The following is a 26,137-nucleotide window of genomic DNA, read 5'->3' on the forward strand; positions in this document are numbered from 1 at the left end:
ACATGCAGTACGTTCGGGTCATGTCCCAGCCCGCCAAGTCCTCACGTACACCAGCTACGCCCGACGCGCCGGAAAGTGCCGCAGGCAGCCGCGCCGCCGCCCAGCGGCTCAAGATGCGCCGAGAACTGGCGGCCGCAGCCATGGAGCTGTTCGCGACCAAGGGGTACGAGGCGACCACCGTCGACGAGATCGCGGCCGCCGCCGGGGTCGCCCGCCGCACCTTCTTCCGCCACTTCCGCTCCAAGGAAGAGGCGATCTTCCCGGACCACGACGACACGCTGATCCGCGCCGAGGCCGTCCTGAACGCCGCCCCCGCGCACGAGCACCCGCTCGACACCGTGTGCCGCGGCATCAAGGAAGTCATGAGGATGTACGCGGCACGGCCCGAGATCTCGGTCGCCCGCTACAAGCTCACCCGCGAGGTGCCCACCCTGCGCGAGGCCGAGATCGCCTCGGTCGCCCGCTACGAGCGCCTGTTCACCCGCTACCTCCTCGGCCACTTCGACGAGCACGCGCACGCCGACGACGCCAACGACGACCCGCTGCTGGCCGAGGTGGCCGCCTCCGCCGTCGTCACCGCCCACAACCACGTGCTGCGGCGCTGGCTGCGGGCGGGCGGCCAGGGCGACGTCGAGGCACAGCTCGACCACGCCTTCGCGATCGTGCGCAAGACGTTCGGCACGGGGATCGGGGCGGGCCGCACCGCGCCGGCCAGGCCCGCCGTGGCATCGACCTCCTACCAGGGCGAGGTCCTGGTGACCGTCGCCCGTACCGACGCCCCGCTGGACGAGGTCATGCGGACCATCGAACAGGCTCTGAAGGAGCACTGACCCCGCTCCCCCGCTGTGATGACGGCCACCCTTCGGGGTGGCCGTTTTGCCATATCAGGCGCTGTTTTCGAGGGGAATTCCAGCGCCGTTCGATCGATCATCGCTCATTTGTTACGTAAAGATTTCACCTGAGACCGCGTTCTGGCACTGAGTGCCTTGCGGCCTGACACGCGGTGTCATACGTTGAAGGTGTCCGGGCTGTCCCGGCAGGCCCACCGCCTGCGCGCCCGAACGCCTGCGTCACAGGCACCCTCCCGCGCCACAAAGCGCTGCCGAAGCACCACCGAGCCGAACCGACGGCCCATCCCCAAACCCTCAGCAGCACTCCCAGCAGCACCGACGAACCCTCAGCGCCCCCTCCCCTCAAGGGGGCGCACACCGCCGGAGGCAACACCGTGACCGTGAAGGACATCCTGGACGCGATCCAGTCGAAGGACGCCACGTCCGCCGACCTCGCCGCCCTGCCGCTCCCCGAGTCGTACCGCGCGATCACCGTGCACAAGGACGAGACGGAGATGTTCGCGGGCCTCGCGACCCGCGACAAGGACCCCCGCAAGTCGATCCACCTGGACGACGTTCCCGTGCCCGAGCTGGGCCCGGGCGAGGCCCTGGTGGCCGTCATGGCCTCCTCGGTCAACTACAACTCGGTGTGGACCTCGATCTTCGAGCCGCTGCCGACGTTCGGCTTCCTGGAGCGCTACGGCAAGCTCAGCGAGCTGACCCGCCGGCACGACCTGCCGTACCACATCATCGGCTCCGACCTCGCCGGCGTCGTCCTGCGCACCGGGCCGGGCGTCAACGCCTGGAAGCCCGGTGACGAGGTCGTCGCCCACTGTCTGTCCGTCGAGCTGGAGTCCTCCGACGGCCACAACGACACGATGCTCGACCCCGAGCAGCGCATCTGGGGCTTCGAGACCAACTTCGGCGGCCTCGCCGAGATCGCGCTCGTGAAGTCCAACCAGCTGATGCCGAAGCCGGCCCACCTGAGCTGGGAGGAGGCCGCGGCCCCCGGCCTGGTCAACTCCACCGCCTACCGCCAGCTGGTCTCCCGCAACGGCGCCCAGATGAAGCAGGGCGACAACGTGCTGATCTGGGGCGCGAGCGGCGGCCTCGGCAGTTACGCCACCCAGTTCGCGCTCGCCGGCGGAGCCACCCCGATCTGTGTGGTCTCCAGCGAGCAGAAGGCCGAGATCTGCCGGAAGATGGGCGCCGAGCTGATCATCGACCGCAGCGCCGAGGACTACAAGTTCTGGAAGGACGAGCACACCCAGGACCCGAAGGAGTGGAAGCGCTTCGGCAAGCGCATCCGTGAGCTGACCGGCGGCGAGGACGTCGACATCGTCTTCGAGCACCCCGGCCGCGAGACCTTCGGCGCCTCGGTCTACGTCACCCGCAAGGGCGGCACCATCGTCACCTGCGCCTCGACCTCCGGGTACAACCACGAGTACGACAACCGCTACCTGTGGATGTCCCTGAAGCGGATCATCGGCTCCCACTTCGCCAACTACCGCGAGGCCTGGGAGGCCAACCGCCTCATCGCCAAGGGCAAGATCCACCCGACCCTGTCGAAGGTGTACTCCCTTGAGGAGACCGGCCAGGCGGCGTACGACGTCCACCGCAACCTGCACCAGGGCAAGGTCGGCGTGCTCTGCCTCGCGCCCGAGGAAGGCCTCGGCGTGCGCGACGAGGAGATGCGGGCCCAGCACATCGACGCCATCAACCGCTTCCGGAACGTCTGAGGGTCATAGATGACAGAGCGTCAGCCTTCGGACACCCGGAGGGAAAAGGACCGTCCGTGGCTCATGCGGACGTACGCGGGCCACTCGACGGCCGAGGCGTCCAACGAGCTGTACCGGCGTAACCTCGCCAAGGGGCAGACCGGTCTGTCGGTGGCGTTCGACCTGCCGACGCAGACCGGCTACGACCCCGACCACATCCTCGCCCGCGGCGAGGTCGGCCGGGTCGGTGTCCCCGTCTCGCACCTCGGTGACATGCGCAGGCTGTTCCAGGACATCCCCCTGGAGCAGATGAACACCTCGATGACGATCAACGCGACCGCCATGTGGCTGCTGGCGCTCTACCAGGTCGTCGCCGAGGAGCAGGGCGCGGACGTCACCAGGCTCCAGGGCACGACCCAGAACGACATCGTCAAGGAGTACCTGTCCCGGGGCACCCATGTGTTCCCGCCAGGGCCCTCACTCCGGCTGACGACGGACATGATCGCGTACACCGTCTCCCATCTGCCGAAGTGGAACCCGATCAACATCTGCAGCTACCACCTGCAGGAGGCCGGGGCCACGCCGGTGCAGGAGATCGCGTACGCGATGTCCACGGCGATCGCGGTCCTGGACGCCGTCCGGGACTCCGGCCAGGTGCCGCAGGAGCGCATGGGCGATGTCGTCGCCCGGATCTCCTTCTTCGTCAACGCGGGCGTCCGCTTCGTCGAGGAGATGTGCAAGATGCGGGCCTTCGGCCGCATCTGGGACCAGGTCACCCGCGAGCGCTACGGCATCGAGGACCCCAAGCAGCGCCGCTTCCGCTACGGCGTCCAGGTCAACTCGCTCGGCCTGACCGAGGCGCAGCCGGAGAACAACGTCCAGCGGATCGTGCTGGAGATGCTCGCCGTGACGCTGTCGAAGGACGCACGCGCGCGTGCCGTACAGCTCCCGGCCTGGAACGAGGCCCTCGGGCTGCCCCGGCCCTGGGACCAGCAGTGGAGCCTGCGCATCCAGCAGGTGCTCGCCTACGAGAGCGACCTGCTGGAGTACGAGGACATCTTCGAGGGCTCGAAGGTGATCGAGGCGAAGGTGGACCAGCTGGTCGCCGACTCCCTCGCGGAGATCGACCGGATCCAGGAGATGGGCGGCGCGATGGCCGCCGTGGAGTCCGGCTATCTGAAGTCGCAGCTGGTCGCCTCGCACGCCGAGCGGCGGGCGCGGATCGAGTCCGGCGAGGAGAAGATCGTCGGCGTCAACGCCTTCGAGGGCACCGAGCCGAACCCGCTGACCGCCGATCTGGACACCGCGATCCAGACGGTCGACCCGGCGGTCGAGGCCCGCGTCATCGCCTCGCTCCAGCACTGGCGCGACACGCGCTACCAGCCGCCCTTCAACCACCCGCGCCCCTGCAAGGCGCTGGAGCGCCTGAAGGAGGCCGCCAAGGGCACGGACAACCTCATGGAGGCCACCCTGGAGTGCGCCCGCGCCGGGGTCACCACCGGCGAGTGGGCGGGGGCCCTGCGCGAGGTGTTCGGCGAGTACCGGGCGCCCACCGGGGTCTCCTCGGCGCCCGTCGCCGTCCCCGCCGAGGCCGGCTCGGCGCTCGCCGACGTGCGCGCCCGGGTGGCGGCCACCGCCCGCGACCTCGGCGTCGGCAAACTGCGCTTCCTGGTCGGCAAGCCGGGCCTGGACGGGCACTCCAACGGCGCCGAGCAGATCGCCGTACGGGCCCGTGACGCGGGCTTCGAGGTGGTCTACCAGGGCATCCGGCTGACGCCCGAGGAGATCGTGGAAGCGGCCCTGGCCGAGGACGTCCACGCCGTGGGCCTGTCGATCCTGTCCGGCTCGCACGCCCAGCTGGTGCCGGACGTGCTCCAACGGCTGCGTGTGGCCGGTGCCACAGATATACCGGTGATCGCCGGTGGCATCATCCCGAATGGTGACGCCGAGCAGCTGAAGGAAGCCGGAGTGGCCGCCGTCTTCACCCCGAAGGACTTCGACATCACCGGGATCATCGGCCGCATCGTCGACGAGATCCGGAAAGCGAACAAGCTCGACCCTCTGGAGGTCCCCGCATGACCACCCCTGTCAATCGCCTTCGCCCGCGCCGCTCCTGCCTGGCGGTCCCGGGAAGCAACCCCCGCTTCCTGGAGAAGGCACAGGGCCTCCCCGCCGACCAGGTCTTCCTGGACCTGGAGGACGCGTGCGCGCCGCTCGCCAAGCCCGAGGCGCGGCACACCATCGTCAAGTTCCTCAACGAGGGCGACTGGACGGGCAAGACGCGGGTCGTGCGCGTCAACGACTGGACGACCGAGTGGACGTACCGGGACGTCGTGACCGTCGTCGAGGGCGCCGGCCAGAACCTCGACTGCATCATGCTGCCGAAGGTGCAGACGGCCGAGCAGATCGTCGCGCTGGACCTGCTGCTCACCCAGATCGAGAAGACCATGGGCTTCGAGGTCGGCAAGATCGGCATCGAGGCACAGATCGAGAACGCGCAGGGCCTGAACAACGTCAACGCGATCGCGCAGGCCTCCCCGCGCGTCGAGACCATCATCTTCGGCCCGGCCGACTTCATGGCCTCCATCAACATGAAGTCCCTCGTCGTGGGCGAGCAGCCGCCCGGTTACCCGGCGGACGCCTACCACTACATCCTGATGAAGATCCTGATGGCCGCCCGCGCCAACAACCTCCAGGCGATCGACGGCCCCTACCTGCAGATCCGCAACATCGACGGCTACCGCGAGGTCGCCCAGCGCGCCGCCGCCCTCGGCTTCGACGGCAAGTGGGTGCTGCACCCGGGCCAGGTCGAGGCGTCCAACGAGATCTTCTCGCCCTCGCAGGAGGACTACGACCACGCCGAGCTGATCCTGGACGCGTACGACTACTACACGTCCGAGGCGGGCGGCAAGAAGGGCTCCGCGATGCTCGGCGACGAGATGATCGACGAGGCCAGCCGCAAGATGGCCCTGGTCATCTCCGGCAAGGGGCGTGCCGCCGGCATGCAGCGCACCAGCAAGTTCGAGATCCCGGAGGCCTGAGCGCGATGCAGTTCGGACGCACCTACGAGGAGTTCGAGGTCGGGGCGACGTACAAGCACTGGCCGGGCAAGACGGTCACGGAGTACGACGACCACCTGTTCTGTCTCCTCACGATGAACCACCACCCGCTCCACATGGACACCAACTACGCCGAGAAGACGACGGACTTCGGCAAGAACGTGGTGGTCGGGAACTACATCTACTCGCTGCTGCTCGGCATGTCCGTGCCGGACGTCTCCGGCAAGGCGATCGCCAACCTGGAGATCGAGTCGCTCCGGCACGTGGCGCCCACGTTCCACGGCGACACCATCTACGGCGAGACGACCGTGCTGGACAAGTGGCCGTCGAAGTCGAAGAACGACCGCGGCATCGTGCACGTCGAGACCAAGGGCTACAAGCAGGACGGCACCCTGGTGTGCGTCTTCCGCCGCAAGGTCATGGTGCCGACCGAGACGTACATCAAGGAGCGCGGCGGCGAGCAGCCGGGCCGCCCGGAACTGAAGCAGCAGGAGAAGTAGGCCATGGCCCGTCTCGCCCAGACCGCCGGTCTGACCGACGTCCAGCAGGAGATCCTCTCCACCGTCCGGGACTTTGTCGACAAGGAGATCATTCCTGTCGCGACCGAGCTGGAGCACCGCGACGAGTACCCGCAGCAGATTGTCGACGGCCTGAAGGAACTCGGCCTGTTCGGTCTGATGATCCCCGAGGAGTACGGCGGCCTGGGCGAGTCGCTGCTCACCTACGCGCTGTGCGTGGAGGAGATCGCCCGCGGCTGGATGTCGGTGTCCGGCATCATCAACACCCACTTCATCGTCGCGTACATGCTCAAGCAGCACGGCACCCAGGAGCAGAAGGACCACTTCCTGCCCCGCATGGCCGCCGGCGACATCCGCGGCGCCTTCTCGATGTCGGAGCCGGGCCTGGGCTCCGATGTGTCGGCGATCACGTCGAAGGCGGTCAGGGACGGCGACGAGTACGTCCTGAACGGCCAGAAGATGTGGCTGACGAACGGCGGCACGTCGTCCCTGGTGGCCGTGCTCGTCCGCAGCGACGAGGGCCACCCCGAGGGCACGGCGCCGCACAAGTCGATGACGACCTTCCTGATCGAGAAGGAGCCGGGCTTCGGCGAGGTCCGCCCGGGCCTCACCATCCCCGGCAAGATCGAGAAGATGGGCTACAAGGGCGTCGACACCACCGAGCTGATCATGGACGGCCTGCGGCTGCCGGCCGACCGGGTGCTCGGCGGGGTCACCGGCCGCGGTTTTTACCAGATGATGGACGGCGTCGAGGTCGGCCGGGTGAACGTGGCGGCGCGTGGCTGTGGCGTCGCCCAGCGTGCCTTCGAGCTCGGCGTGAGCTACGCCCAGCAGCGGCACACCTTCGGCAAGCCGATCGCCCAGCACCAGGCCATCCAGTTCAAGCTGGCGGAGATGGCAACCAAGGTCGAGGCCGCCCATGCGATGATGGTCAACGCCGCGCGCAAGAAGGACTCCGGGGAGCGAAACGACCTGGAGGCCGGGATGGCGAAGTACCTCGCCTCCGAGTACTGCAAGGAGGTCGTGGAGGACGCCTTCCGGATCCACGGCGGCTACGGCTTCTCCAAGGAGTACGAGATCGAGCGCCTGTACCGCGAGGCACCGATGCTGCTCATCGGTGAAGGTACCGCCGAGATCCAGAAAATGATCATCGGCCGCAGACTGCTCGAAGAGTATCGATTCCAGGGCTGATTGTCCGGGTACGGGGTGTTTTCTTCGAGAAGAAGATCACACCCCGTAGACATTGTTCAACCGGTCTTCGGCCGCCGACTCGGCTTCCTGGCTTGCCCAGTTACGGCCCGCGACCGGTACGATCCCGGGAAAGCCGCCGTCCCCCGTTACAGCGCGGCATCATCCGCTACGAAGGTCATCCATGCCCCACAGCCAAACCTCTGCACATCGAGACAGCCTGGCCGGCGTACGCCTCGCGCGCGGAGCATCGCCGTGGCTCCTCCCGACCGTCGCCACCGCAGCCCTCAGCCTGGCCCGTGCCCGCCGCTCGGGCGCCGCCAAGGCCGTCGCCGTACCCGCCACCGCGCTGGCGGCGGGCATGCTGTGGTTCTTCCGCGACCCCGAGCGCGAGATCGCCACGGGCCGGGTCATCTCGCCCGCCGACGGTGTGGTCCAGAGCATCATGCCGTGGAAGGACGGGCGTACCCGCGTCGCGATCTTCATGAGCCCGCTCAACGTCCACGTCAACCGCGCGCCCCTGTCGGGCACGGTGACATCGGTCGAGCACATCCCCGGAGGCTTCGTTCCGGCCTTCAACAAGGAGAGCGAGAACAACGAGCGCGTAGTCTGGCATTTCGACACCGAACTCGGCGACATCGAGATGATCCAGATCGCCGGCGCGGTGGCCCGCCGCATCGTGCCCTACATCCCCGAGGGCACGAAGGTCGAGCAGGGCGACCGAATCGGTCTGATCCGCTTCGGCTCGCGTGTCGACCTCTACCTGCCCGAGGGTGTGGAGGTCGCGGTCGAGGTCGGACAGAAGACCGTGGCTGGGGTGACTCGCATTGACCGTGATTGATCCGGAGACCCAGGCGGGCTGGGTGCCCGAGGCCGACGAAGTGGACGAAGAGGAGGAGATGCCCCTCTCTCTGCGTCTGTCGATAGCGGACACCCTCACGCTCGGCAACGCCACGTGCGGCTTCATGGCGGTGTACTTCACCACCACCGGCATTCTGATCCCGCACCTCACGGGCAGCCAGGAGTCCGGCATGGCCCGCCACAGCGCGGCCACGGCGGTCATCCTGATGCTCTGCGCGGCCGTCTTCGACCTGTTCGACGGACTGGTGGCCCGCAAGCTGCGCTCGTCCCCCATGGGCGCGGAGCTGGACAACCTGTCCGACCTGATCAGCTTCGGGCTCGCGCCCGCGTACTTCGTCCTCGTCTACGGCATGGTCGCCGACGACGCGCACCAGAGGATGGCGGCGCTGGGGGCGATCGTGGTGCTCCTGGCGGTCGTCCTGCGGCTGGCCCGCTTCTCCTGCGTGACGATGAAGGACGGCATGTTCCAGGGCATGCCGTCACCGTTCGGCGCGCTGACGGTCGTCTCGATCGTGCTGCTGGAGCTGCCCTTCGTGGCGACCCTGCTGGCGATCCTGGGCACCGCGTGGCTGATGGTGAGCCGCGTGGAGTACCCGAAGCCGAGGGGCCGCCTCGCCGGGGCCATGCTGTCCTGGATCGTCCTGTCGATGGGCCTCCTGGCCGCCTGGGCCTTCGACGCCCCGAGCGGTCAGCTGCTGCTCCAGACGGGCTGCGCGCTGCAGCTGGTCATGGGCGCGGTGATCCCGCTGTTCGCCACGGCCCGCCGGGTGAACAACTTCCGCGACAACCGACGCGAGGCACGGGCGGCCCAGCTGCCCTGACCCTCGTCTCAGCACTGACGGGTGTGGCCCGAGCCCTTGCGGCTCGGGCCACACCCGTTTCGCGTTCAAGAGCTGCCCCCGATTGCCCGTTGAGTAGTCAACTACGGCTGTTCTCCGCCGAGTTGCGGCGGTCTGGCCGGGGGAGCACGGTGGACTCAAGGGGGTTGTCAGGGGCATATGCCCCACTCTGGGGGTTTCTCTCACGCAACCCGATGGGAGGACGCTCATGTCCGCCATCACCATCACGGACCGCAGTATCCCGTTCACCTCGACCATCCCGGCCAACGCCACCCAGCAGGTGCGCCTGTTCGTGCGGGAGTACGACGGCACCCGGCCCGGCCAGGAGCGCAGGCCGGTGCTGATGCTCCACGGCAGAAGCGCGCCGGCGGCCGCGTCGTTCGACCTCGTGCTGCCCCGCGATTTCGGCGACGGCGGCCCCGAGGACCGCTACAGCTGGGCGCGGTACCTGGCCGGCGCGGGCTACGACGTGTTCATCATGGACATCCAGGGCAACGGACAGTCCACCCGCCCGGCGGTGATGGACGTACCGTGCAACGCCAATCCCGCCCAGCAGCTGCCGGTCCTGGTTCCCAACCCGCTCCCGCAGCCGTGCACCCCTCGCTACGACCGCCAGCTGGGCAACTCCGAGAGCGAGTGGGCGGAGCTGACCGCCGTGGTCCGGTTGATCAGGGGGCTGTCCGCGGACCGGGACAAGCCGATCGAGTGCATCGGCTGGTCCGCGGCCGCGTTCGTGCTGGGGCCCTATACCCTCCAGCACCCGGCCGACGTCGCCCACCTCATCCTCCTGGCCCCGATCTTCCCGCCTCAGGGCCGCTGGTCCACACATATCGAGGACCCCTTCGGCCGCCCGCCCGAGGCGCCGACGATGCCCGTGTCCCAGCCGCCCAAGCTGTTCGGCTTCCCGCTGAACGTCGGCAGCAAGTCCGGCTTCGCGTCCTCGTGGGACATCGAGCAGGGCGTCCCCGAGCAGCGGGAACCGGGCATGACCGACCAGGTGTGGGAGGCGATGATCGCCACCGACGACGTCGGCCTGAAATGGGGCCGCCCCTCGGATCCGCACGGACCGCCCGAGGGCGTGCTGCGCTTCCGGAACAGCTACTGGTGGGGCTGGAACGACGAGACGGTCCCGCTGACGGACGACTCGGGCACGCCCGTGCTCGGCGGCCGGGTGCCCGTGCTCATCCTCTACGGCGCCCACGACACGCAGGCCAACAACTCGCCCGCGCTGCCACCGGTCGCGCACTTCTCGGTCCCGGACCTCTACCAGGCCATCGCCGGGCGCGAGAAACTCATGTTCCGCTACGCCGATGCCGGGCACATGATGGCCTGGGAACGCCCGGCCAAGTTCCTGCACCACATGTCACGCCAGTGGCTGGACGAGGGCAAGGTGGAGGGTCTCACCACCGGGAGCTACCTCCGGGACGCCAACGGTGTGATCACTCCCGTGCACTAGCCGCCGGCCGGGCGGACACCTCGCCCGCCCGCCGTCCGGCTCCGGCTCCGGCTCCGGCTCAGACCAGCCAGTCCGCAGCGATCCGCTCCGCCACGTCCGCCAGGATCGGCCCCGCCTCCGCGATGCACCGCGCCACGTCCGGCTCGACCGAGGTGAGCGGATACGCCTGCCCGATCCCGGCCCGCTCCAGCGCCTCCTCGGGCAGCGCGAGCCGCCCGCACACCGCCACGACCTCCTTGCCCGCGGCCCGCGCCGCCGCGGCGACCCCCGCCGGTGCCTTGCCGTGCAGCGTCTGCTCGTCCAGCGAGCCCTCACCGGTGATCACCAGCGAGGCCCGCGCCAGCGCGGGCGCGAAGCCGAGGACGTCCAGCATGACCTCGATGCCGGGGCGGAAGCGGGCACCCAGCAGCAGGGCGCCGTACCCGATGCCGCCCGCGGCGCCCGCGCCCGGCGCCGCCGCGTACTCGGCGGCCCGCGGCCCCACGGCCGCCTCCAGCACCTTCGCGAAGTGCCCGAGCGCCGCGTCCAGGGCCGCCACATCGTCCGGCGAGGCGCCCTTCTGCGGGCCGTAGACGGCAGGCGCGCCCTTCGGGCCGGTCAGCGGGTTGTCGACGTCGCTCGCGAGGACGAGTTCGACCGAGGACAGCCGCGGGTCCAGACCGGACAGGTCGGCGCGGGCCAGGTCGGCCAGGCCCCCGCCGCCCGGCGCCACCGGCTCGCCGTCCTCGCCCAGGAACCGGGCGCCCAGCGCCGCCAGCATCCCGGCGCCGCCGTCCGTCGTGGCGCTGCCGCCGACGCCGAACACGATCGTCCGCGCGCCCGCGTCCAGCGCGGCCCGCAGCAGCTCTCCGGAGCCGTACGTCGAGGCGGTCAGGGGCGCGAAGACACCGGCCGGGAGGCGCTGCAGACCGCTCGCCTCCGCCATCTCCACGACCGCGGTGTCCCCGCGCAGCGCGAACGCGGCCGTCACCTCCTGGCCCAGCGGCCCGGCGACCCGCACCTCACGGCGCTCGAAACCGGCCGCGACCGCCGCGTCCACCGTCCCGTCGCCGCCGTCGGCCACCGGCAGCGCCTCGACCGGAAGGTCCGGCACGACCCGGCGCAGCCCGGCCGTCACCCGCTCGGCGACCTGCACGGCCGTCAGCGAGCCCTTGAACTTGTCCGCGGCGATGAGCACCCGACGGGTCTCGTCCGCTGCAGCGTGAGCCACCTTGCTTTCCCCTTGCTCTCCGGGCCCCGCGCACGTCAGGGCCAGTCGCGCCGCTGCGACCTTAACCTCAGCGGGCCCCCGCCGTCATGCCCCGACCGAAGGCTGGGAACCGGCTGGGAACACTCCGGGGAAAACGGGTACACCCCAGCCATGACCACCCAGCCCACCGCGGCCCCCCGGCGCACCGGGCCCGACCTCGCCGACCGCATCCACGGCGGCTGGCTCGGCCGGATCGCGGGCAACATGCTCGGCAAGCCGGTCGAACAGGGCGAGGTGTGGACCCGCGACCGCATCGACCGCTATCTGGAGCGGGCCGGGGCGCTGCCGCTCACCGGCTATCTGCCCGAGCCCGCCGACCCGGCCGACCGTGCCGTGCTGCGCCCGGAGTGGCGGGCGTGCGTGCGCGGCCGGATCCACGGCAGCTGCCGGGACGACGACGTGGACTACGCGATCCTCGGCCTGGACCTGCTGGAGACCCACGGCTTCGGCTTCAGCACCGAGCAGGTCGGCGACCTGTGGCTGCTGCGGCTGCCGTACCTGCAGACCTTCACCGCGGAGCGGGCGGCGTACCGCAATCTCGTCGGCGGGCTCAGACCGCCGCTGACGGCGACGCACCACAACCCCCACCAGGAGTGGATCGGGGCGCTGATCCGCGCCGACGTCTACGGCTGGACCTGCCCCGGCGACCCGGTGCGTGCCGCCGGGCTGGCCCGCCGGGACGCGGTGCTGTCGCACACCGGGAACGGCGTCTACGGCGCGATGTGGGCGGCCGCGCTGATCGCGGCGGCGTTCACCGCGCCGACGGTGCGGGAGGCGCTGGAGAGCGGGCTCGGGGTGATCCCGGCGGGCAGCCGGCTCGCCCGGACCGTACGGCGGGTCGCGGCACTGCACGAGTCGGGGCTGCCCTGGGAGGAGACCCTGACCGTGATGTCCGGGGAGACCGCCGGGCTGGGCTGGATCCACACGGTCCCCAACGCCGCCGTCCTGACCGCCGGGCTGCTCTACGGCGACGACGACTTCACCCGGACCCTCGCCCTGACCGTGCGCGGCGGCCTGGACACCGACTCCACCGGGGCGGCCGCCGGCTCGGTGGCCGGGGTCCGCACCGGCGCGGCCGGGATCCCCGCCCAGTGGACGGAGCCGCTTGAGGACACGGTCCGCAGCGCGGTGTCCGGCTTCGACGGCGTACGGATCAGTGCGCTGGCCGAACGCACCCTGCGCCTGGTGACGGCCGGGCCCTAGCCGTGCGGCGGCTGGTTACCCTTCCTCAATGACCACGACTTCGCAGACGCCTGACTTCGCCACGTACATCGCGAGCCTGCCCCGTGTCCTCGCCGGCGCCGCCGCGCTCTTCCGGGACGCCGAGGGGCGGGTGCTGCTGGTCGAGCCCAACTACCGCGAGGGCTGGGCGCTGCCGGGCGGCACCATCGAGTCCGACGACGGCGAGACCCCGCGCGAGGGCGCACGCCGGGAGACGCTGGAGGAGATCGGCCTCGACCGCGCGCTCGGCCGGCTGCTGACCGTGGACTGGGTGCGCGGCGAGGCCCACCCGCCGCTGGTGGCGTACCTGTACGACGGCGGAGTCCTCACGGAGTCCGATCTGACGGCCATCCGCCTGCAGGAGGAGGAGCTCCTGTCCTGGCGCCTGGTCCCGCGCGAGGAGATCACCGCCCACCTCCCCGGCGCCCTCGGCCGCCGTGTCCTTGCCGCCCTGGACGTCCTCGCGGACGGCTCCGGCACCGCCGAGCTGGAGAACGGCCACCGGGTGGCCTGACCGCCGCGAACAGGCCAGGGGCCGCCGACCGATATCCGCTCGCTCCGTCCGGGCGGGCGTCCTACTCTCGGCCCATGAACAGGCCTCTCGTAGCCATACTCAGTGGCGCAGGTATCTCCACCGATTCCGGGATCCCTGACTATCGCGGGCCGAACGGGCTGTGGCGGCGGGATCCGGAGGCCGAGAAGCTCGTCACCTACGAGTACTACATGGCCGACCCGGAGATCCGGCGGCGGTCCTGGCAGATGCGGCGCGAGAACCGCGCGCTGAAGGCCGAACCGAACGCCGCGCACCGGGCCGTCGCCGAGCTGGAGAAGTCCGGGATTCCGGTGCGGGTGATCACGCAGAACGTGGACGGGCTGCACCAGCTGGCCGGCCTGTCCGCCCGCAAGGTGCTCGAACTGCACGGCAGTGCACGGAGCGTCGTGTGCACCACATGCCATGCGCGCGGGCCGATGGAGGACGCCCTCGCCCGTGTCGAGGCCGGCGAGGAGGACCCGCCGTGCCTCGCGTGCGGGGGCATCCTGAAGTCGGCAACGGTGATGTTCGGCGAGCGGCTCGACCCGGTGATCCTCGGCCAGGCCCTGTCGATCAGCAAGGCCTGCACCGTCTTCGTCGCCGTCGGCAGCAGCCTGCAGGTGCAGCCCGCCGCCGGGCTGGTCGGCGTCGCCGCCGATCACGGCGCCCGGCTGATCATCGTCAACGCCGAACCGACCCCGTACGACGACCTCGCCCACGAGGTCGTACGGGAGCCGATCGGCACCGCGCTGCCCCCGCGCTTGCGTGCCCTCGTCGCGGAGTCCGGCGGCTAGGGGGTGTCGTCGAACTCCCGCCGTCCGCCCGGAGGGCGGGCCGCGCGGCCGCTGCGGAGCAGCTGATGTCGCTGTAGGTGCGTGCCGGTGCGGCGAGTGGGGGTCCCCCTGCTCGAAGAGCTTGGGGGAGCGTGCATGGCGTCGCGGGGCTGGGGGCACCTCCCGGCCGAAGGCTGGGGGAGGGAGTTCACCGACAGGGCCTAGAACAGGGCCGCGCCCCGCTCGAACTCCAGGAGCCGGCGTTTGCGGTCCAGGCCGCCGCCGTAGCCGGTGAGGTCGCCGCCCGCGCCGATGACACGGTGGCAGGGGACGATGATGCCGATCGGGTTCTTTCCGTTGGCGAGGCCGACCGCGCGGGAGGCCTTGGGCTTGCCCAGGGCATCGGCGAGTTCGCCGTAGGAGCGGGTCTCGCCGTACGGGATGCGGGTCAGCTGGTGCCATACGTCGCGCTGGAACGCGGTTCCGTCCAGGCGTAGTTCGAGGGTGAAGTCCGTCAACTCGCCCGCGAAGTAGGCCGAGAGCTGCTCCTCGGCCTCGGCGAAGGGCGGGTCGGCGGGGCTGCCGGGACTGCCGAAGGACTCCTCCGGCGGGCGGTGGCGCTGGCCCTCCATGTACAGGCCGCACAGCACGCCGTCGTCGGCGACGAGGGTGAGGGGGCCGTAGGGGCTCGCAATGACCGTGTGCTGTTTCATGGCGGGTCGGATGTCCTTACACGGGAAGGAAGTTGATCGGGTGGCTGTCGGTCGCCCACAGATACTGCACCGCGTACGCCCGCCAGGGCCGCCAGGCCTCGGCGCGGGCGGTGAGCGCGGCCGGGGTCGAGGGCAGGCCCGACTCCCCTGCGGCGCGCCGGATTCCGAGGTCGGTGGGGAGGAAGGCGTCGGGGTCGCCGAGGGCGCGCATCGCGATGACGTCGACCGTCCAGGGCCCGAAGCCGGGCAGGGCGAGGAGGCGGGCGCGGGCCTCGGGCCAGTCGGACTCGACGCCCAGGTGGAGGGTTCCGTCGGCGAGTCGGCGGACCAGCGTGGTGAAGGTGGTGCGCCGGGTGCGGGGCATGGCCAGGGTCTCGGGGTCGACGTCGGCGAGGGCCTCGGCGGACGGGAAGAGGTGGGTCAGTCCGCCCTCGGGGTCGTCCAGGGGTTTGCCGTGCGCGGTGACCAGGCGGGCCGCGTGGGTGCGGGCGGCGGCCGTGGACACCTGCTGGCCGAGGACGGCGCGGACGGCGAACTCGGCCTCGTCGACCGTACGCGGCACCCGGCGGCCCGGCGCCTTGTCGACCAGCGGCGCGAGGAACGGGTCCGTGCGCAGCTGGTCGTCCACGGCGACCGGGTCGGCGTCCAGATCGAGCAGCCGCCGGCAGCGGCTGATCGCCACGGTCAGATCGCGCAGGTCGCTCAGGGTGAGCCGGCAGGCGATGTGGTCGGGGCGCGGGGCGAGGGACACGATCCCGTGGCCGTATGGCAGCCTCAGCGTGCGCCGGTAGGCGCCGTCCCGCCACTCCTCGACGCCGGGTACGGCGGTGGCGGCGAGGTGGCCGAAGAGGTTGTCGGGGTTGAGCGGGGCGCGGAACGGCAGCCGCAGGGAGAGGGTGCCGGGGGCGGACGCCGGGCCGCTGGTGCGGGGCGCCCTCGCGCGCAGCTCGCTCGGGGACAGGGCGAAGACCTCGCGGACGGTGCCGTTGAACGTGCGGATGGAGGAGAAACCGGCCGCGAAGGCGATCTCCGCCATGGGCAGCGCGCTGGTCTCGATCAGCAGCCGCGCGGTCTGGGCGCGCTGGGCGCGGGCGAGCGCGAGGGGACCGGCGCCCAGCTCGGCGAGGAGCTGGCGCTCGACCTGGCGGGTGCTGTAACCGAGCCGGGCGGCGAGTCCGGGCACGCCCTCGCGGTCCACGACGCCGTCGGCGATCAGCCGCATGGCCCGGGCCACCAGGTCGGCGCGCTGGTTCCATTCCGGGGAGCCGGGGCTGGTGTCGGGGCGGCAGCGCTTGCAGGCCCGGAAACCGGCCTGCTGGCAGGCGGCCGCGCTCGGGTAGAACGTCATGTTCTCCGGCTTGGGCGGGACGACGGGGCAGCTGGGCCGGCAGTAGATCCGCGTGGTCAGGACAGCCGTGAAGAACCACCCGTCGAACCGCGCGTCCTTGGACCGCACGGCACGTACGCAGTGCTCCCGGTCGAGGTGCGTCGCTGTCTGCATGCCTCAAGGATCGACCAGGCCGACCGGCATGCGCTGGCGGAAATCCGACAGCAGCGTGCGGGGGCCTGCGGGGCTGTTGCAGCCCGCAGCCCAGCGTTACGACCCCGCGCGGCACGGCACGGTGCGGTGCGCAGGACGGCGAGGGCGTCGTCGTAGGGGCCCTCGGGGCGGGCGGGGCCGCCGCCGACGACGAAGACGTTCTCCGCCGTGCCGTCCGCGGCCAGGGCGGACAGGAACTCCTCCAGGGCGGCGCGGGAGGGCAGGCGGCGGGCGGAGATGTGCGGCACGGGGACGAAGCCGAGCCGCTTGACCGCGCGGGCGGCCGCCAGCCGCATGCCGAGGTCCTCCCCGGCGAGGAAGGTGATGTTGATCCGGGTGCCCCGCGGGATGCTGTCGCACGCCTCCTGGAGCCGGTGCACGTCCTTGCCGGTCATCTCCAGCGAGAAGTCCTCCGGCAGGGCCTCACCGACCACCGGGACGGTGGTGCGAGCGGGGGTCATCGTGCTCCTCGTGCTCCTCGTGCTCCTCGTGCTCCTCGTGCTCCTCGTGCTCCTCGTACGCCTGTGGCCCTGACCTCGGGCGATGGTGTCACGGCGGGGACGGGGAGCCTGGGGCGGGGCGGCGATGTCGGGCGTTGTCAGTGGTGTCTGCTCTACTCGGGTGTGCTGGCGGAAGAGCAACCGCGGGGCCGGGGAGCCGGAGAAGAGCCGGCGTGGCCGAGACGACTGGGGGGCCGATGGGCGTGCTGACCGATTACTTCCGTGCGGCGGACGCCGCCTCGGTCGTGAAGGTGCTGGAGCGTACGGACGGCGGTTCGCCTGTCCTCCCCCGGCCGGGCGTCTTCGACGGGGTCGAGGCCAAGCGCCTGGATCCGGTCCTCGTCCTGGGAGAGCTGATCGCCGCGATCCGCGAGGTTCCCTGGTCGGTGGACATCGTCTCGGAGACATGTGTGTGGCCGGCCACCCCGGCTCCGGGCCCGGACGGACCGGCGAGCGACGACGATCCCTGGGCGACCGGGCCGTGGGTGACCGAGCTCGGCACCGGCGTCCGGGACATCCTCGCGGCCGTGCCCGACGCGGAGGTGCCCGCCGCGGTAGCGCGGTGGGTCGAGTGCGAGGAGCTGCGCGGAACCGAGGCCGAGGACATACGGCCGCTGGCCGAGGAACTGATCCAGCTCGCCCGGCGGGCCCACGAGGCCGAGGAGCGGCTGTACTGCTGGATGTGCTTGTGAGCCGATGAGCCTGTGGGTCTGTGGGCCGGGGCAGCTACGGCCCCGCCACGACAGCCGCAGCGCTCACTGGGAGGCTGCGGCCCCTCGCGGCCGTACTGCCGGGCAGGCTTCCCCGGCCACCGCCGGGGCCCGGGTGTCCCGGGCGGTCACGGCGCCGGGTTCAGTGGATCGTCGACCACGCCCGCCACGCGGCCCGCCTCGGCGGCCGGGGCGAGGGCGGGGTCGAGGCCGGCGGCGGCGGTCGTGAGGGCGGTGAGGGCCGGGACCAGACCGGCGCGCTGGGCCGCGGGCAGGCGCTCGACCAGGGAGCGGATCTCCGCGCGGCGGTGGCTCAGCACCCGGTCCACCAGTTCCTCGCCGGCCGGGGTCAGCCGCAGGACGACCTCGCGGCGGTTGTCCGGGTTGACCCGCCGGTCGGTGAGGCCGAGGCCCTCCAGGCGCTCGGCCATGCGCAGGGCGGTGGACGGGGTGACGCCCAGGGTCGCCGCCATCTCCGCCAGTTTGATCGGGCCGCACGTGTGCAGGGCGACCAGGGAGCGCAGCTGGGGCAGGGTCAGCGGCACGTCGACGGAGGCGAGGGCGCGGGCGGAGAGGGCGACGATCAGCCGGGAGGCCGCCATCACGGCGACGGTGACCTCCTCCGCCTCCCGATCCAGCGCGTCCTGCTCGTCCTGCGCGGGACGCCCCTCGACCGGGGTCTGCCGCGGGCCGTGGTGTTGCTGGGGCATGGACTCCTCGTCCTTCTGTCGTTGTCCACGATCCGGACATCGGACGTCACCCATGGTGACCATTGCAGAATGCAATGATAAGCTCCGGTCAGCCGGACCGAGCGGGCGCGACGGAGCCGGTACCGAAGGTGATGACGATGAGATCCGAGCCGATCCACGAAGCGTATTCCTACGTGAACACCTGCCATGTGGGCGGCGGACACCGGTAACGAGTCCCTCGGCGGCCTCATCCCCGCCTCTTCCAAGGCCTCTTCCCCGCCTTCTCCCACGGGCAGCGTCGCCCGTGCCCTCCTGCTGCCCCGACCGCCCCGCCTCGCCCACTGCCAGCCCCTGCCATCCACCGCGACCCGGAGCCGCCATGTCCTCCTCCGCCGCACGCCATCGACCCGCCCTGAAGATCCCTCACCTGGGCGACTTCCACGTCCCCCCGCGCGTCGTGCTGATCACGGCGCTGGCCATCCCCGTGGGCGCCGCCGCCGCGCTGGTGGCGGCCGGGCTGCTGAAGCTGATCGCGCTGATCACCAACCTCTGCTTCCACGGCCGCCTCGGTTTCGGCACCGCGGTGCCCGCGGACACCCCGCACCGCTGGCTGCTGGCTGTGATGCCCGTGGTGGGCGGTCTGGTCATCGGGCTCATGGCCCGCTACGGCTCGGAGAAGATACGCGGCCACGGCATGCCGGAGGCGATCGAGTCGATCCTCGTGGGCGGCAGCCGGGTGCAGCCGCGCGTCGCCGTGCTGAAGCCCACGTCGGCCGCCGTGTCCATCGGCACCGGCGGGCCGTTCGGCGCCGAGGGCCCGATCATCATGACCGGCGGAGCCGTCGGTTCCCTGCTGGCCCAGTTCCTCAAGGTCACCACCGACGAGCGCAAGGCGCTGCTGGTGGCCGGTTCCGCCGCCGGCATGGCCGCGACCTTCAACGCCCCGCTCGCCTCCATCCTGCTCGCGGTCGAGTTGCTGCTCTTCGAGTGGCGGCCCCGCTCCTACCTGCCCGTCGCCGTCGCCGCCGTGACCGCCACCCTGGTACGCGGACCCCTGCTCGGCACCCGCCCGCTGTTCGCCGGCGCGCACGTGCCCGACCACATCGGCCTGCCCGCCTACGGCCTGTGCGTGATCGCCGGGATCATGGCCGGACTGCTCGCCCTGGGCGCCACCGCCCTCGTCTACTTCTCCGAGGACCTGTTCGCCAAGCTGCGCGTCCACTGGATGTGGTGGCCGGCGATCGGCGGCGCGATCATCGGCCTGGGCGGGCTCGTGGAGCCGCGCGCCCTGGGGGTCGGGTACGACGTCATCGGAGCGCTGCTGACGGGGCATGCCGGGACCGGGCTGATCGTCGGTGTCCTCGTGGTGAAGACCCTGATCTGGGGGCTGTCGCTGGGCTCGGGCACCTCCGGTGGCGTGCTCGCGCCGATGTTCATGGTCGGCGGCGCGCTGGGCGCGGCCGAGGCGCTGGTCTTCCCGCACGTCAGCCCCGGCTTCTGGGCCCTGGTCTCGCTGGCCGGGGTACTCGGCGGCGTCATGCGCTCCCCGCTCACCGGCATCGTCTTCTGCCTGGAGCTCACCCACGAGATCAATGCCCTGATCCCGATGGTGATCACCGCGTCGGCCGCCTATCTGCTGTCGGTGGTGCTGCTGAAGCGCTCGGTGCTCACCGAGAAGCTGGCCCGGCGCGGTATGCACTTGACCCGCGAGTACTCCGTGGACCCGCTGGAGGTGCACCTCGTACGGCAGTTGGAGACGCCCGTCGGGGTCACCTTCGCCGCCGCCCGCCCCGCCGGCGAGGTCACCGCCCTGCTGCGCGCCGCGCACGAGGCGGGCGATCCGGAGGGGCTGCTGGCCCAGCGGCTGTATCCGGTGCTGGACACCGACGGCGAACTGGCCGGGGTCGTCACGCGCGGCGCGCTGGTCCACGCCGACCCGGCCGACGCCACGCCGCTCGGCGAGCTGGCCCGGCCGGCGGTCACCGCGCACCCCGACGAGACGCTGCGCGCGCTCGCCAACCGCATGGCCGAGCACGAGGTGACCCGGCTGCTGGTGATCACCCGCGAGCCACGTCCCCGCCTGGAGGGCATCGTCAGCCTGCGCCACCTGCTGACGGCCCGCCGCATCGACCTGCACGAGGAGCACCACGCGGAACGCGTCCTCACCCTGCGCACCCGGCGCCAGCCGGCACCGGCGACGAGCTGATCCGGCCGCGGGCGGAACGGTCGGCGGGGGGGCAGAGCCGTCGGCCGGAGCGAGGCACCCCACCGGGGCGGGGTCATCGGCCGGGACAGCGCCATCGGCCGGGACAGGACCGCCCGCCCGGACGAGACACCCCACCGGAACGGAGGCGCCCGCCGGGACAGGGGCGTCCGCCGGGACAGGGCCATCGGCCAGGGCTGGGGCGTAGGCCAGGAGGCAAGGCCGCCCGCCGGGGCAAGGGCGGCGGTGTGCTCAGCGGCGGGGCCGGGTGAGCTGGGCGGTGAGGAGGTGGGCGTCGAGCAGGCCGACGTCGGCGGTGCGGGCCGCGCGCGCGTATCCGGCCAGCATGCGCTTGGTGAGCGTGACCGCTTCCGCCGGGCGGCGCACCAGCGGCCGTACCCAGGCGTCGATGACCGTGTCCAGCTCCTCGCGCGGCACGGCCTTGTGCAGCAGGCCGAGCCGGTGCGCGGTGGCCGCGTCGAACGTGTCGCAGGTGAGCATGAGTTCACGGATCCGTGCCGCGCCCGCCTCGGCGATCAGCCGGCCCATGGCGCCGCCCCAGGCGGGCGGCAGGCCGATGCCGATCTCGGGCATGCGGAAGCGGCAGTCGTCCGCCCCGGCGCGCAGGTCGCAGTAGGAGGCGAGGGCGAGTCCGGCGCCGATGACCTTGCCGTGCAGCCGCGCGATGGTGACGGCATGGGTGTTCTCCAGTGCCTCGCACACCCGGTGGGCCTTGTCGGCGATGCGGCGCAGGGCGGCGCCGGTGGGGTCGCCGGCCAGGGCCGCCTGGTACTCGGTGCGGTCCGCGCCGAGGCAGAAGTCCTCTCCGTCCGCCGTCAGGAGCAGAACCCGGACGTCCGGGCGTTCGTGCAGTCCGTCGAGGAGGGCGAGGAGTTCGTCCAGGGCGGCGACCGTGAGTGTGCTGTCCTCCGCGGTCGCGCCGAGCCGGACCGTCACGACGGGGCCGGCCGAGTCGGTGCGCAGCGCGGTGGCGGGCAGGGGCTCGAAGAGGCTGGTGGTCTCGGTCATGACAGGGCGACATCCAGGTCGAGCAGACGACGGAAGGCCACGCGCGGGGCCCAGGTCGGCCGTCGTACGAGGGTGAGACGCGGGAAGCGCATGACCAGCTGGCGGAGGAGGGTCTGGGCCTCCAGGCGGGCCAAGGGCGCGCCGAGGCAGTAGTGGATGCCACCGCTGAAGGCGAGGTGGGCCGGTTTGCGGTGCAGGTTGAACAGCTCGGGGTCCTCGTGCCTGGCCGGGTCGCGGTGGGCGGCGCCGACCAGGAGGTGGACCATCTCGCCCTCGCGCACCTCGACGTCGCCGAGGACGCCGTCGCAGGAGGCGACACGGCTGATCACATGGGTGGGCGGGTCGTAGCGCAACGTTTCTTCGACGGCGGCGGGAACCAGGTCGGGCTGGACCAGCAGCCGGTACCACTGCCGGGGGTGTTCCAGGAGCAGCAGGGTCATGGTGGACAGCAGCGTGGAGGTGGTCTCCAGGGCGGCCAGCAGCACGAACAGGGCGAGGAAGTAGACGGCTTCGTCGGCCTTGTCACGGTCGGGCTCCATGGTGTCCCAGACCTCGATCCAGCGGGAGACCGGGTCGTCGCCCGGCGCCGCACGGCGTGCGCGGACCACGTCCATGAAATACGTGCGCAGTTCCGCGGTGGCCGCGTCGGAGAGCGCCAACTGGGAGGCGGAGGGGAGGAGTTCCTGGGTGAAGACCTGGTCGTGGGTCAGCTCGCGCAGCCGCGGGAAGTCGGCGGTGGGCAGCCCGAGCCAGTGCCCGATGGTGGCGACCGGCAGTTCCTCGCTCACCAGCTCGTTGAAGTCGGCGGTCTCGCCGTCGCGCAGCCGCTCCGCCAGGGCGTCGAGTAAACGGCCGGTGAACCGGCCCACGGGGTCCCGCAGTTGTTCCAGGGAGCCGCGGTCGAACATGCCGGCCGAGCGGCGCACCCAGGTGTGCTCCGGGGGGTTGAGCGCGGGCAGGGTCCGGCTCATCTCCCGCGAGGAGGGCGCCGTCCAGCGGGTGCCGTCGCCCTGCCGCTCGCGCCAGCCGCTGTCCGGCTCCAGCCACTCCCGGCTGCGCAGCACCTGGTCACAGACGTCGAAGCCGGTGACGAGGTGCCCGCCCCAGGGTGCGGCGGCCACCTCGCCCCGCGAGCGCAGCTCGGCGTAGATCGGGAACGGGTTGGCCTGGCCCTTCGCCGTCCGCAGACGGGAGAAGAGCGAGACGGCGAAGCGTCTGTCGGCTGGCGAGGTTCCGGCTGGCGAGGTTATCGCAGTCTCCACGACGGCCCTTTCTTGATCTAGGCATCAGCCGCCATGCATACCCTCCGCTTGACGCGTACATACAAGCTTGACGATTGAACGAGAGTTGCCTTCGTCACTCTCCCCTGGTCCATGCCAGGAACCGGCTGAACAGGCCGGGCTTGGGCTTCGACGCGCCCGGCGCGCTGTGCGCCATCGACCGGGACGCGGCCGCGACCGGGACGGCGGGGGCGGCCGGCTGCGGTTCCGTTTGCTGCGCCTGTGCCGGCGCGACGGTGCGCGGGGTGAACCGGACCGGCAGCGCCACCAGGGAGCGGCTCCACGGCGCCGGCACCCAGCTCAGGTCCTTGAAGGGGGCCCGGACCTCGATGTCGGGAAGCCGGTTGAGCAGGGATTCGACGGCCGTCACGGCGATCACGAACGCCGGGTCCTTGGCAGGGCAGGCGTGCGGCCCGGCCCCGAAGGCCAGATGGGCCTTGGCACTGAGCTGCTCGCGATGCTCGGCCAGCCGGGGATCGGTGTTCGCGGCGGCGAAGGAGATGACCACCGGATCGTTGGCCTTGACGACGCGTCCGCCGAGCTCCACGTCGTGCGTCGCGTAGTGAGCCGCGTAGTTGGCGATCGGCGCGTAGTTCCACAGCACCTGGTTGACCGCGTCCTCGACCGGCAGGTCCGCCTGCCAGTCCTCGCCCAGCATGAGCGCGCTGGTCGTGCCGATGACCGCGGACAGCGGGGTGGTGCCGCCGGACAGCAGCGTCACGAGCTGGTGCAGCACCTCCTCGTCGGTCAGCTGTGCCGAGTGCTGCATCAGACGCGTCGTCAGGTCCTCGCCGGGCTGGCGCCGTTTGCGGGCGATCAGCTCGCCCAACGCCTCGGCCAGCACCTGGTCGGCACCCGGCGTACCGGAGAAGATACCGCTGATGCCGGTGATGACCCGGTCGCCGATCTCGGGCGGGCAGCCGAACAGGTCGCTGAAGACCAGCAGCGGCAGCGGCTGGGCGTACTCGGCCATCAGCTCGGCCTGGCCGAGCCGTTCGGTGCTGAACCGGCTGATCAGATAGTCGGCGGACGCCTGTGTCTGCCGTACCAGCTGCAGCTCGTTGACGGTGGCCAGGCTGTCGGTGACGGCCTGGCGCAGCCGGGCGTGCGCGGCGCCGTCGCTGAACAGGGCGTTGGGCCGGTAGCCCAGCATCGGCAGCGCCGGACTGTCCTCGGGGACCCGGCCCTCGTTCAGCGCGTTCCAGCGCCGCGAGTCCCGGACGAACGACGCCGGGTTCTGCAGGATGTACAGGGCGGCGTCGTAGCTGGTGACCAGCTCGACCTCCACCCCCGGCGCGATGTCGACGGGGGCGCTCGGGCCGAGCGTGCGCAGATAGGCGTACACCGCGTCGGGATCGGAGCCGAACTGCGGGCCGTAGAGCTGGGTGTTGCCGTGCGCGGGGCAGCCGGGGGGTGGCCCTTGTATGCCGGGTCGCTGGTGCATGGAGGGTGGCTCCTAGTCGATGAGGGACAGAAGGTGGCGCACGAGGGTGATGAGGGCGTGCGCCGAGGACTGCTCGTCGCGTACGTCGCAGGGGACGACGGGCGTGTCCGCGGACAGGTTGAGCGCCTCCCGTACCTCCGCGAGCGGGTAACCGGGCGTCCCGTCGAAGTGGTTGACGCCGATGGCGTACGTCAGTCCGAACCGCTCGACCAGGTCGAGGATGGGGAAGGACTCGTCGAGCCGCTCGGGGTCGACGAGGACCAGCGCGCCGAGGGCGCCCCGGGACAGCTCCTCCCACATCTCCTTGAAGCGTTCCTGTCCGGGCGTGCCGAACAGGTACAGGACCACTTCGTCGGAGATGGTGAGGCGGCCGAAGTCCATGGCGACCGTGGTGGTGGTCTTGTCGGGGGTGCCCGACAGATCGTCGAAGCCCTCGCTGGCCTCGGTGATCTCCTCCTCGGTCCGCAGCGGCTCGATCTCGGAGATGCTTCCGATGCACGTGGTCTTCCCGACCCCGAAGTGCCCCACCACGAGGACTTTCACCGCGGTGCGGACACCTGAATCCAGGTACACGAATCACGCTCCGAATCGGGCTTTGAGGCCGTCGAGCACGGCGCTGAGCACTTCTCGGTCGACACGCTCGGCGCGGGGAACGGGCTTGCGCGCGACGATCAGACCGTTGTCCTCCATCTGCGCGAGGAGGATCCGGACGATCCCCAGCGGCAGACGGGTGTGGGCGGCGACCTCGGCCACCGAGAGAAAACCGTCCTTGACCAGGTCCAGGACCTGCCGGGCCTCCGGGGAGAGGGTGCGCGCCGAGGCGACGGCGTCCTCGCTCGCGGAGACCAGGGCCGTCCGCTCGTAGGCGTGCTCCGGGGGCAGGGAACGGCCGTTGGTGATGACGAAGAGCGGGACTAACGCCGAGGTCAGCTCCAGTTCCTCGTCCGGCTCGCCGGTCATGCGCGGCTCGCCTCCCCACGCGGTGCCAGGTCCCGGCTCAGGTGCGGTACGACCTGATGGAGACGCGTGGTGAACTCCTCGATGTCGGCGTCGTGCTCGGCCGCGGCGGCCAGGAAGGCGCCGTGACCGGCCGAGATCAGGAAGATCCAGCCGTGCTGGAACTCGATGACCGTCTGCCGCCAGTGCGCCTCCTTGAGCGGCCCGGCGAACTGCGCGGTGGCGCGGCTGTAGGCATGGATGCCGGTCATCGCAGCCGAGATGGTGTCCGCGAGGTCCTGGCTCATGCCCGTGGTCGCGCCGCGCGGCAGGCCGTCGGCGCCCAGCAGTACGGCGTGCCGGGCGCCGCGCACCTGGCCGATCACCTCGTCGAGGTCGGCGATCGGGATCCCGGTGCCCCGCCCCGCCTGCGCCTGCGCGCGGGGCTGTCCGGTGCGCTCCCCGGCGTCCTCGGCGTGCACCCGGGGCGGCGAGGTGAGGTTGTTGCCGAGCCGGGCGACGAGGCGGTGCATCCGGAAGGAGATCTGCTGCATGTCGACGTCGGGCGCGGCGGCCGCCGCCAGATAGGCCCCCTGCCCGGCGCCGATGAGGAAGATCCAGCCGTGCGAGAACTCGATGATCGTCTGGTTCCACTCCCGGTCCTCGCCGGGACCGGCGAAGTGGGACGTGGCCCGGCTGAGCGACTGCATGCCCGCCATGGCGGCGGAGATCGTCCGTACGTCCTTGGCGTCCATGCCCTCGGTCGAACCGCGCGGCAGGCCGTCCGCGGACAGCAGGACCGCGTGGCGTGCCCTGGGCACATTGGCCACGATGTCCTCAAGCATCCAC

The 26,137-nt window shown here is 71.3% G+C and carries 25 protein-coding genes; 14 read left to right on the forward strand and 11 right to left on the reverse strand.

The genetic code is table 11. The features are described 5' to 3' along the window. Window positions 1–20: 20 nt before the first annotated feature. The 9 genes from O1G22_RS08150 to O1G22_RS08190 all read left to right on the forward strand — a co-directional run bounded on the left by O1G22_RS08150 (window position 21) and on the right by O1G22_RS08190 (window position 10,469). Complete coding sequence (locus tag O1G22_RS08150; RefSeq protein WP_270080704.1) at window positions 21–830, forward strand: TetR family transcriptional regulator; 810 nt, start codon at window positions 21–23, stop codon at window positions 828–830. Window positions 831–1,231: 401 nt separating this feature from the next. Beyond that, the gene (ccrA, locus tag O1G22_RS08155) at window positions 1,232–2,569 is read left to right on the forward strand and encodes a crotonyl-CoA carboxylase/reductase (RefSeq protein ID WP_270086365.1); all 1,338 of its coding nucleotides are present in this window, start codon (window positions 1,232–1,234) and stop codon (window positions 2,567–2,569) included. A gap of 9 nt (window positions 2,570–2,578) precedes the next feature. Then, window positions 2,579–4,627, forward strand: coding sequence for a protein meaA (locus tag O1G22_RS08160; protein ID WP_270080705.1), 2,049 nt, complete (start codon window positions 2,579–2,581; stop codon window positions 4,625–4,627). Then, the gene (locus tag O1G22_RS08165) at window positions 4,624–5,589 is read left to right on the forward strand and encodes an HpcH/HpaI aldolase/citrate lyase family protein (RefSeq protein ID WP_270080706.1); all 966 of its coding nucleotides are present in this window, start codon (window positions 4,624–4,626) and stop codon (window positions 5,587–5,589) included. The genes O1G22_RS08160 and O1G22_RS08165 overlap by 4 nt, the downstream gene beginning before the upstream one ends. Before the next feature lie 5 nt (window positions 5,590–5,594). Next, a complete protein-coding gene (locus O1G22_RS08170) occupies window positions 5,595–6,107 on the forward strand; it encodes a MaoC family dehydratase (protein WP_270080707.1) in 513 nt (170 codons plus the stop codon). A gap of 3 nt (window positions 6,108–6,110) precedes the next feature. Further along, on the forward strand, window positions 6,111–7,316 hold the full coding sequence (locus tag O1G22_RS08175; protein ID WP_225095412.1) for an acyl-CoA dehydrogenase family protein: 1,206 nt from the start codon (window positions 6,111–6,113) through the stop codon (window positions 7,314–7,316). A gap of 181 nt (window positions 7,317–7,497) precedes the next feature. Further along, complete coding sequence (locus O1G22_RS08180) at window positions 7,498–8,154, forward strand: phosphatidylserine decarboxylase (protein WP_225095444.1); 657 nt, start codon at window positions 7,498–7,500, stop codon at window positions 8,152–8,154. 22 nt (window positions 8,155–8,176) lie between these two features. After that, complete coding sequence (gene pssA, locus O1G22_RS08185) at window positions 8,177–8,995, forward strand: CDP-diacylglycerol--serine O-phosphatidyltransferase (protein ID WP_270086366.1); 819 nt, start codon at window positions 8,177–8,179, stop codon at window positions 8,993–8,995. A 226-nt stretch (window positions 8,996–9,221) separates the two neighbouring features. Then, window positions 9,222–10,469, forward strand: coding sequence for an alpha/beta fold hydrolase (locus O1G22_RS08190; RefSeq protein ID WP_270080708.1), 1,248 nt, complete (start codon window positions 9,222–9,224; stop codon window positions 10,467–10,469). A 58-nt stretch (window positions 10,470–10,527) separates the two neighbouring features. On the opposite strand, the gene O1G22_RS08195 is transcribed toward O1G22_RS08190, so the two are convergent. Beyond that, window positions 10,528–11,646, reverse strand: coding sequence for a glycerate kinase (locus tag O1G22_RS08195; protein WP_270086367.1), 1,119 nt, complete (start codon window positions 11,644–11,646; stop codon window positions 10,528–10,530). 183 nt (window positions 11,647–11,829) lie between these two features. Between O1G22_RS08195 and O1G22_RS08200 the strand changes: the two genes are divergently transcribed. From O1G22_RS08200 to O1G22_RS08210, 3 genes are all read left to right on the forward strand, one after another. Then, window positions 11,830–12,921, forward strand: a complete 1,092-nt coding sequence (locus tag O1G22_RS08200; protein ID WP_270080709.1) for an ADP-ribosylglycohydrolase family protein — start codon at window positions 11,830–11,832, stop codon at window positions 12,919–12,921. A 28-nt stretch (window positions 12,922–12,949) separates the two neighbouring features. After that, entirely contained in the window at window positions 12,950–13,453 is a 504-nt protein-coding gene (locus tag O1G22_RS08205; RefSeq protein WP_270080710.1) for an NUDIX domain-containing protein, read from the forward strand. Window positions 13,454–13,527: 74 nt separating this feature from the next. Further along, entirely contained in the window at window positions 13,528–14,265 is a 738-nt protein-coding gene (locus O1G22_RS08210; RefSeq protein ID WP_270080711.1) for an SIR2 family NAD-dependent protein deacylase, read from the forward strand. Between the two features lie 200 nt (window positions 14,266–14,465). On the opposite strand, the gene O1G22_RS08215 is transcribed toward O1G22_RS08210, so the two are convergent. Genes O1G22_RS08215 through O1G22_RS44520 form a run of 3 tightly spaced genes read right to left on the reverse strand, consistent with a single transcriptional unit; the run spans window position 14,466 to window position 16,958 of the window. Further along, complete coding sequence (locus tag O1G22_RS08215; protein ID WP_270080712.1) at window positions 14,466–14,957, reverse strand: methylated-DNA--[protein]-cysteine S-methyltransferase; 492 nt, start codon at window positions 14,955–14,957, stop codon at window positions 14,466–14,468. A 16-nt stretch (window positions 14,958–14,973) separates the two neighbouring features. Beyond that, complete coding sequence (locus tag O1G22_RS08220; protein ID WP_270080713.1) at window positions 14,974–16,458, reverse strand: AlkA N-terminal domain-containing protein; 1,485 nt, start codon at window positions 16,456–16,458, stop codon at window positions 14,974–14,976. Further along, window positions 16,362–16,958 (reverse strand): hypothetical protein, encoded by a 597-nt coding sequence (locus tag O1G22_RS44520; protein WP_333492222.1) that lies wholly within the window; start codon window positions 16,956–16,958, stop codon window positions 16,362–16,364. The genes O1G22_RS08220 and O1G22_RS44520 overlap by 97 nt, the downstream gene beginning before the upstream one ends. A gap of 212 nt (window positions 16,959–17,170) precedes the next feature. Here O1G22_RS44520 and O1G22_RS08230 point away from each other — a divergent pair, with 212 nt between their 5' ends. Beyond that, window positions 17,171–17,689 (forward strand): hypothetical protein, encoded by a 519-nt coding sequence (locus O1G22_RS08230; protein ID WP_270080714.1) that lies wholly within the window; start codon window positions 17,171–17,173, stop codon window positions 17,687–17,689. 146 nt (window positions 17,690–17,835) lie between these two features. On the opposite strand, the gene O1G22_RS08235 is transcribed toward O1G22_RS08230, so the two are convergent. Then, complete coding sequence (locus O1G22_RS08235; RefSeq protein ID WP_270080715.1) at window positions 17,836–18,417, reverse strand: MarR family winged helix-turn-helix transcriptional regulator; 582 nt, start codon at window positions 18,415–18,417, stop codon at window positions 17,836–17,838. Window positions 18,418–18,775: 358 nt separating this feature from the next. Between O1G22_RS08235 and O1G22_RS08240 the strand changes: the two genes are divergently transcribed. Beyond that, window positions 18,776–20,602, forward strand: coding sequence for a chloride channel protein (locus tag O1G22_RS08240; protein WP_270080716.1), 1,827 nt, complete (start codon window positions 18,776–18,778; stop codon window positions 20,600–20,602). Window positions 20,603–20,851: 249 nt separating this feature from the next. Here O1G22_RS08240 and O1G22_RS08245 read toward each other — a convergent pair whose 3' ends face one another. The 6 genes from O1G22_RS08245 to O1G22_RS08270 form a co-directional block, all read right to left on the reverse strand. Beyond that, window positions 20,852–21,628 carry an enoyl-CoA hydratase/isomerase family protein gene (locus O1G22_RS08245; protein ID WP_270080717.1) on the reverse strand — a complete coding sequence of 259 codons (777 nt, stop codon included), beginning with the start codon at window positions 21,626–21,628 and terminating at the stop codon, window positions 20,852–20,854. Further along, complete coding sequence (locus tag O1G22_RS08250) at window positions 21,625–22,890, reverse strand: cytochrome P450 (RefSeq protein WP_270080718.1); 1,266 nt, start codon at window positions 22,888–22,890, stop codon at window positions 21,625–21,627. The genes O1G22_RS08245 and O1G22_RS08250 overlap by 4 nt, the downstream gene beginning before the upstream one ends. Window positions 22,891–22,984: 94 nt before the next feature. Further along, the gene (locus O1G22_RS08255) at window positions 22,985–24,352 is read right to left on the reverse strand and encodes a cytochrome P450 family protein (protein WP_270080719.1); all 1,368 of its coding nucleotides are present in this window, start codon (window positions 24,350–24,352) and stop codon (window positions 22,985–22,987) included. A 12-nt stretch (window positions 24,353–24,364) separates the two neighbouring features. After that, window positions 24,365–24,925: a GTP-binding protein gene (locus O1G22_RS08260; RefSeq protein WP_270080720.1), complete on the reverse strand. Its 561-nt coding sequence runs from the start codon at window positions 24,923–24,925 to the stop codon at window positions 24,365–24,367. 3 nt (window positions 24,926–24,928) lie between these two features. Continuing rightward, window positions 24,929–25,312: a DUF742 domain-containing protein gene (locus O1G22_RS08265; protein WP_225101616.1), complete on the reverse strand. Its 384-nt coding sequence runs from the start codon at window positions 25,310–25,312 to the stop codon at window positions 24,929–24,931. Then, window positions 25,309–26,133, reverse strand: a complete 825-nt coding sequence (locus O1G22_RS08270) for a roadblock/LC7 domain-containing protein (protein WP_428986483.1) — start codon at window positions 26,131–26,133, stop codon at window positions 25,309–25,311. The genes O1G22_RS08265 and O1G22_RS08270 overlap by 4 nt, the downstream gene beginning before the upstream one ends. Window positions 26,134–26,137 lie beyond the last annotated feature (4 nt).

The sequence above is a fragment of the Streptomyces camelliae genome, from assembly GCF_027625935.1.
Classification (GTDB): domain Bacteria; phylum Actinomycetota; class Actinomycetes; order Streptomycetales; family Streptomycetaceae; genus Streptomyces; species Streptomyces camelliae.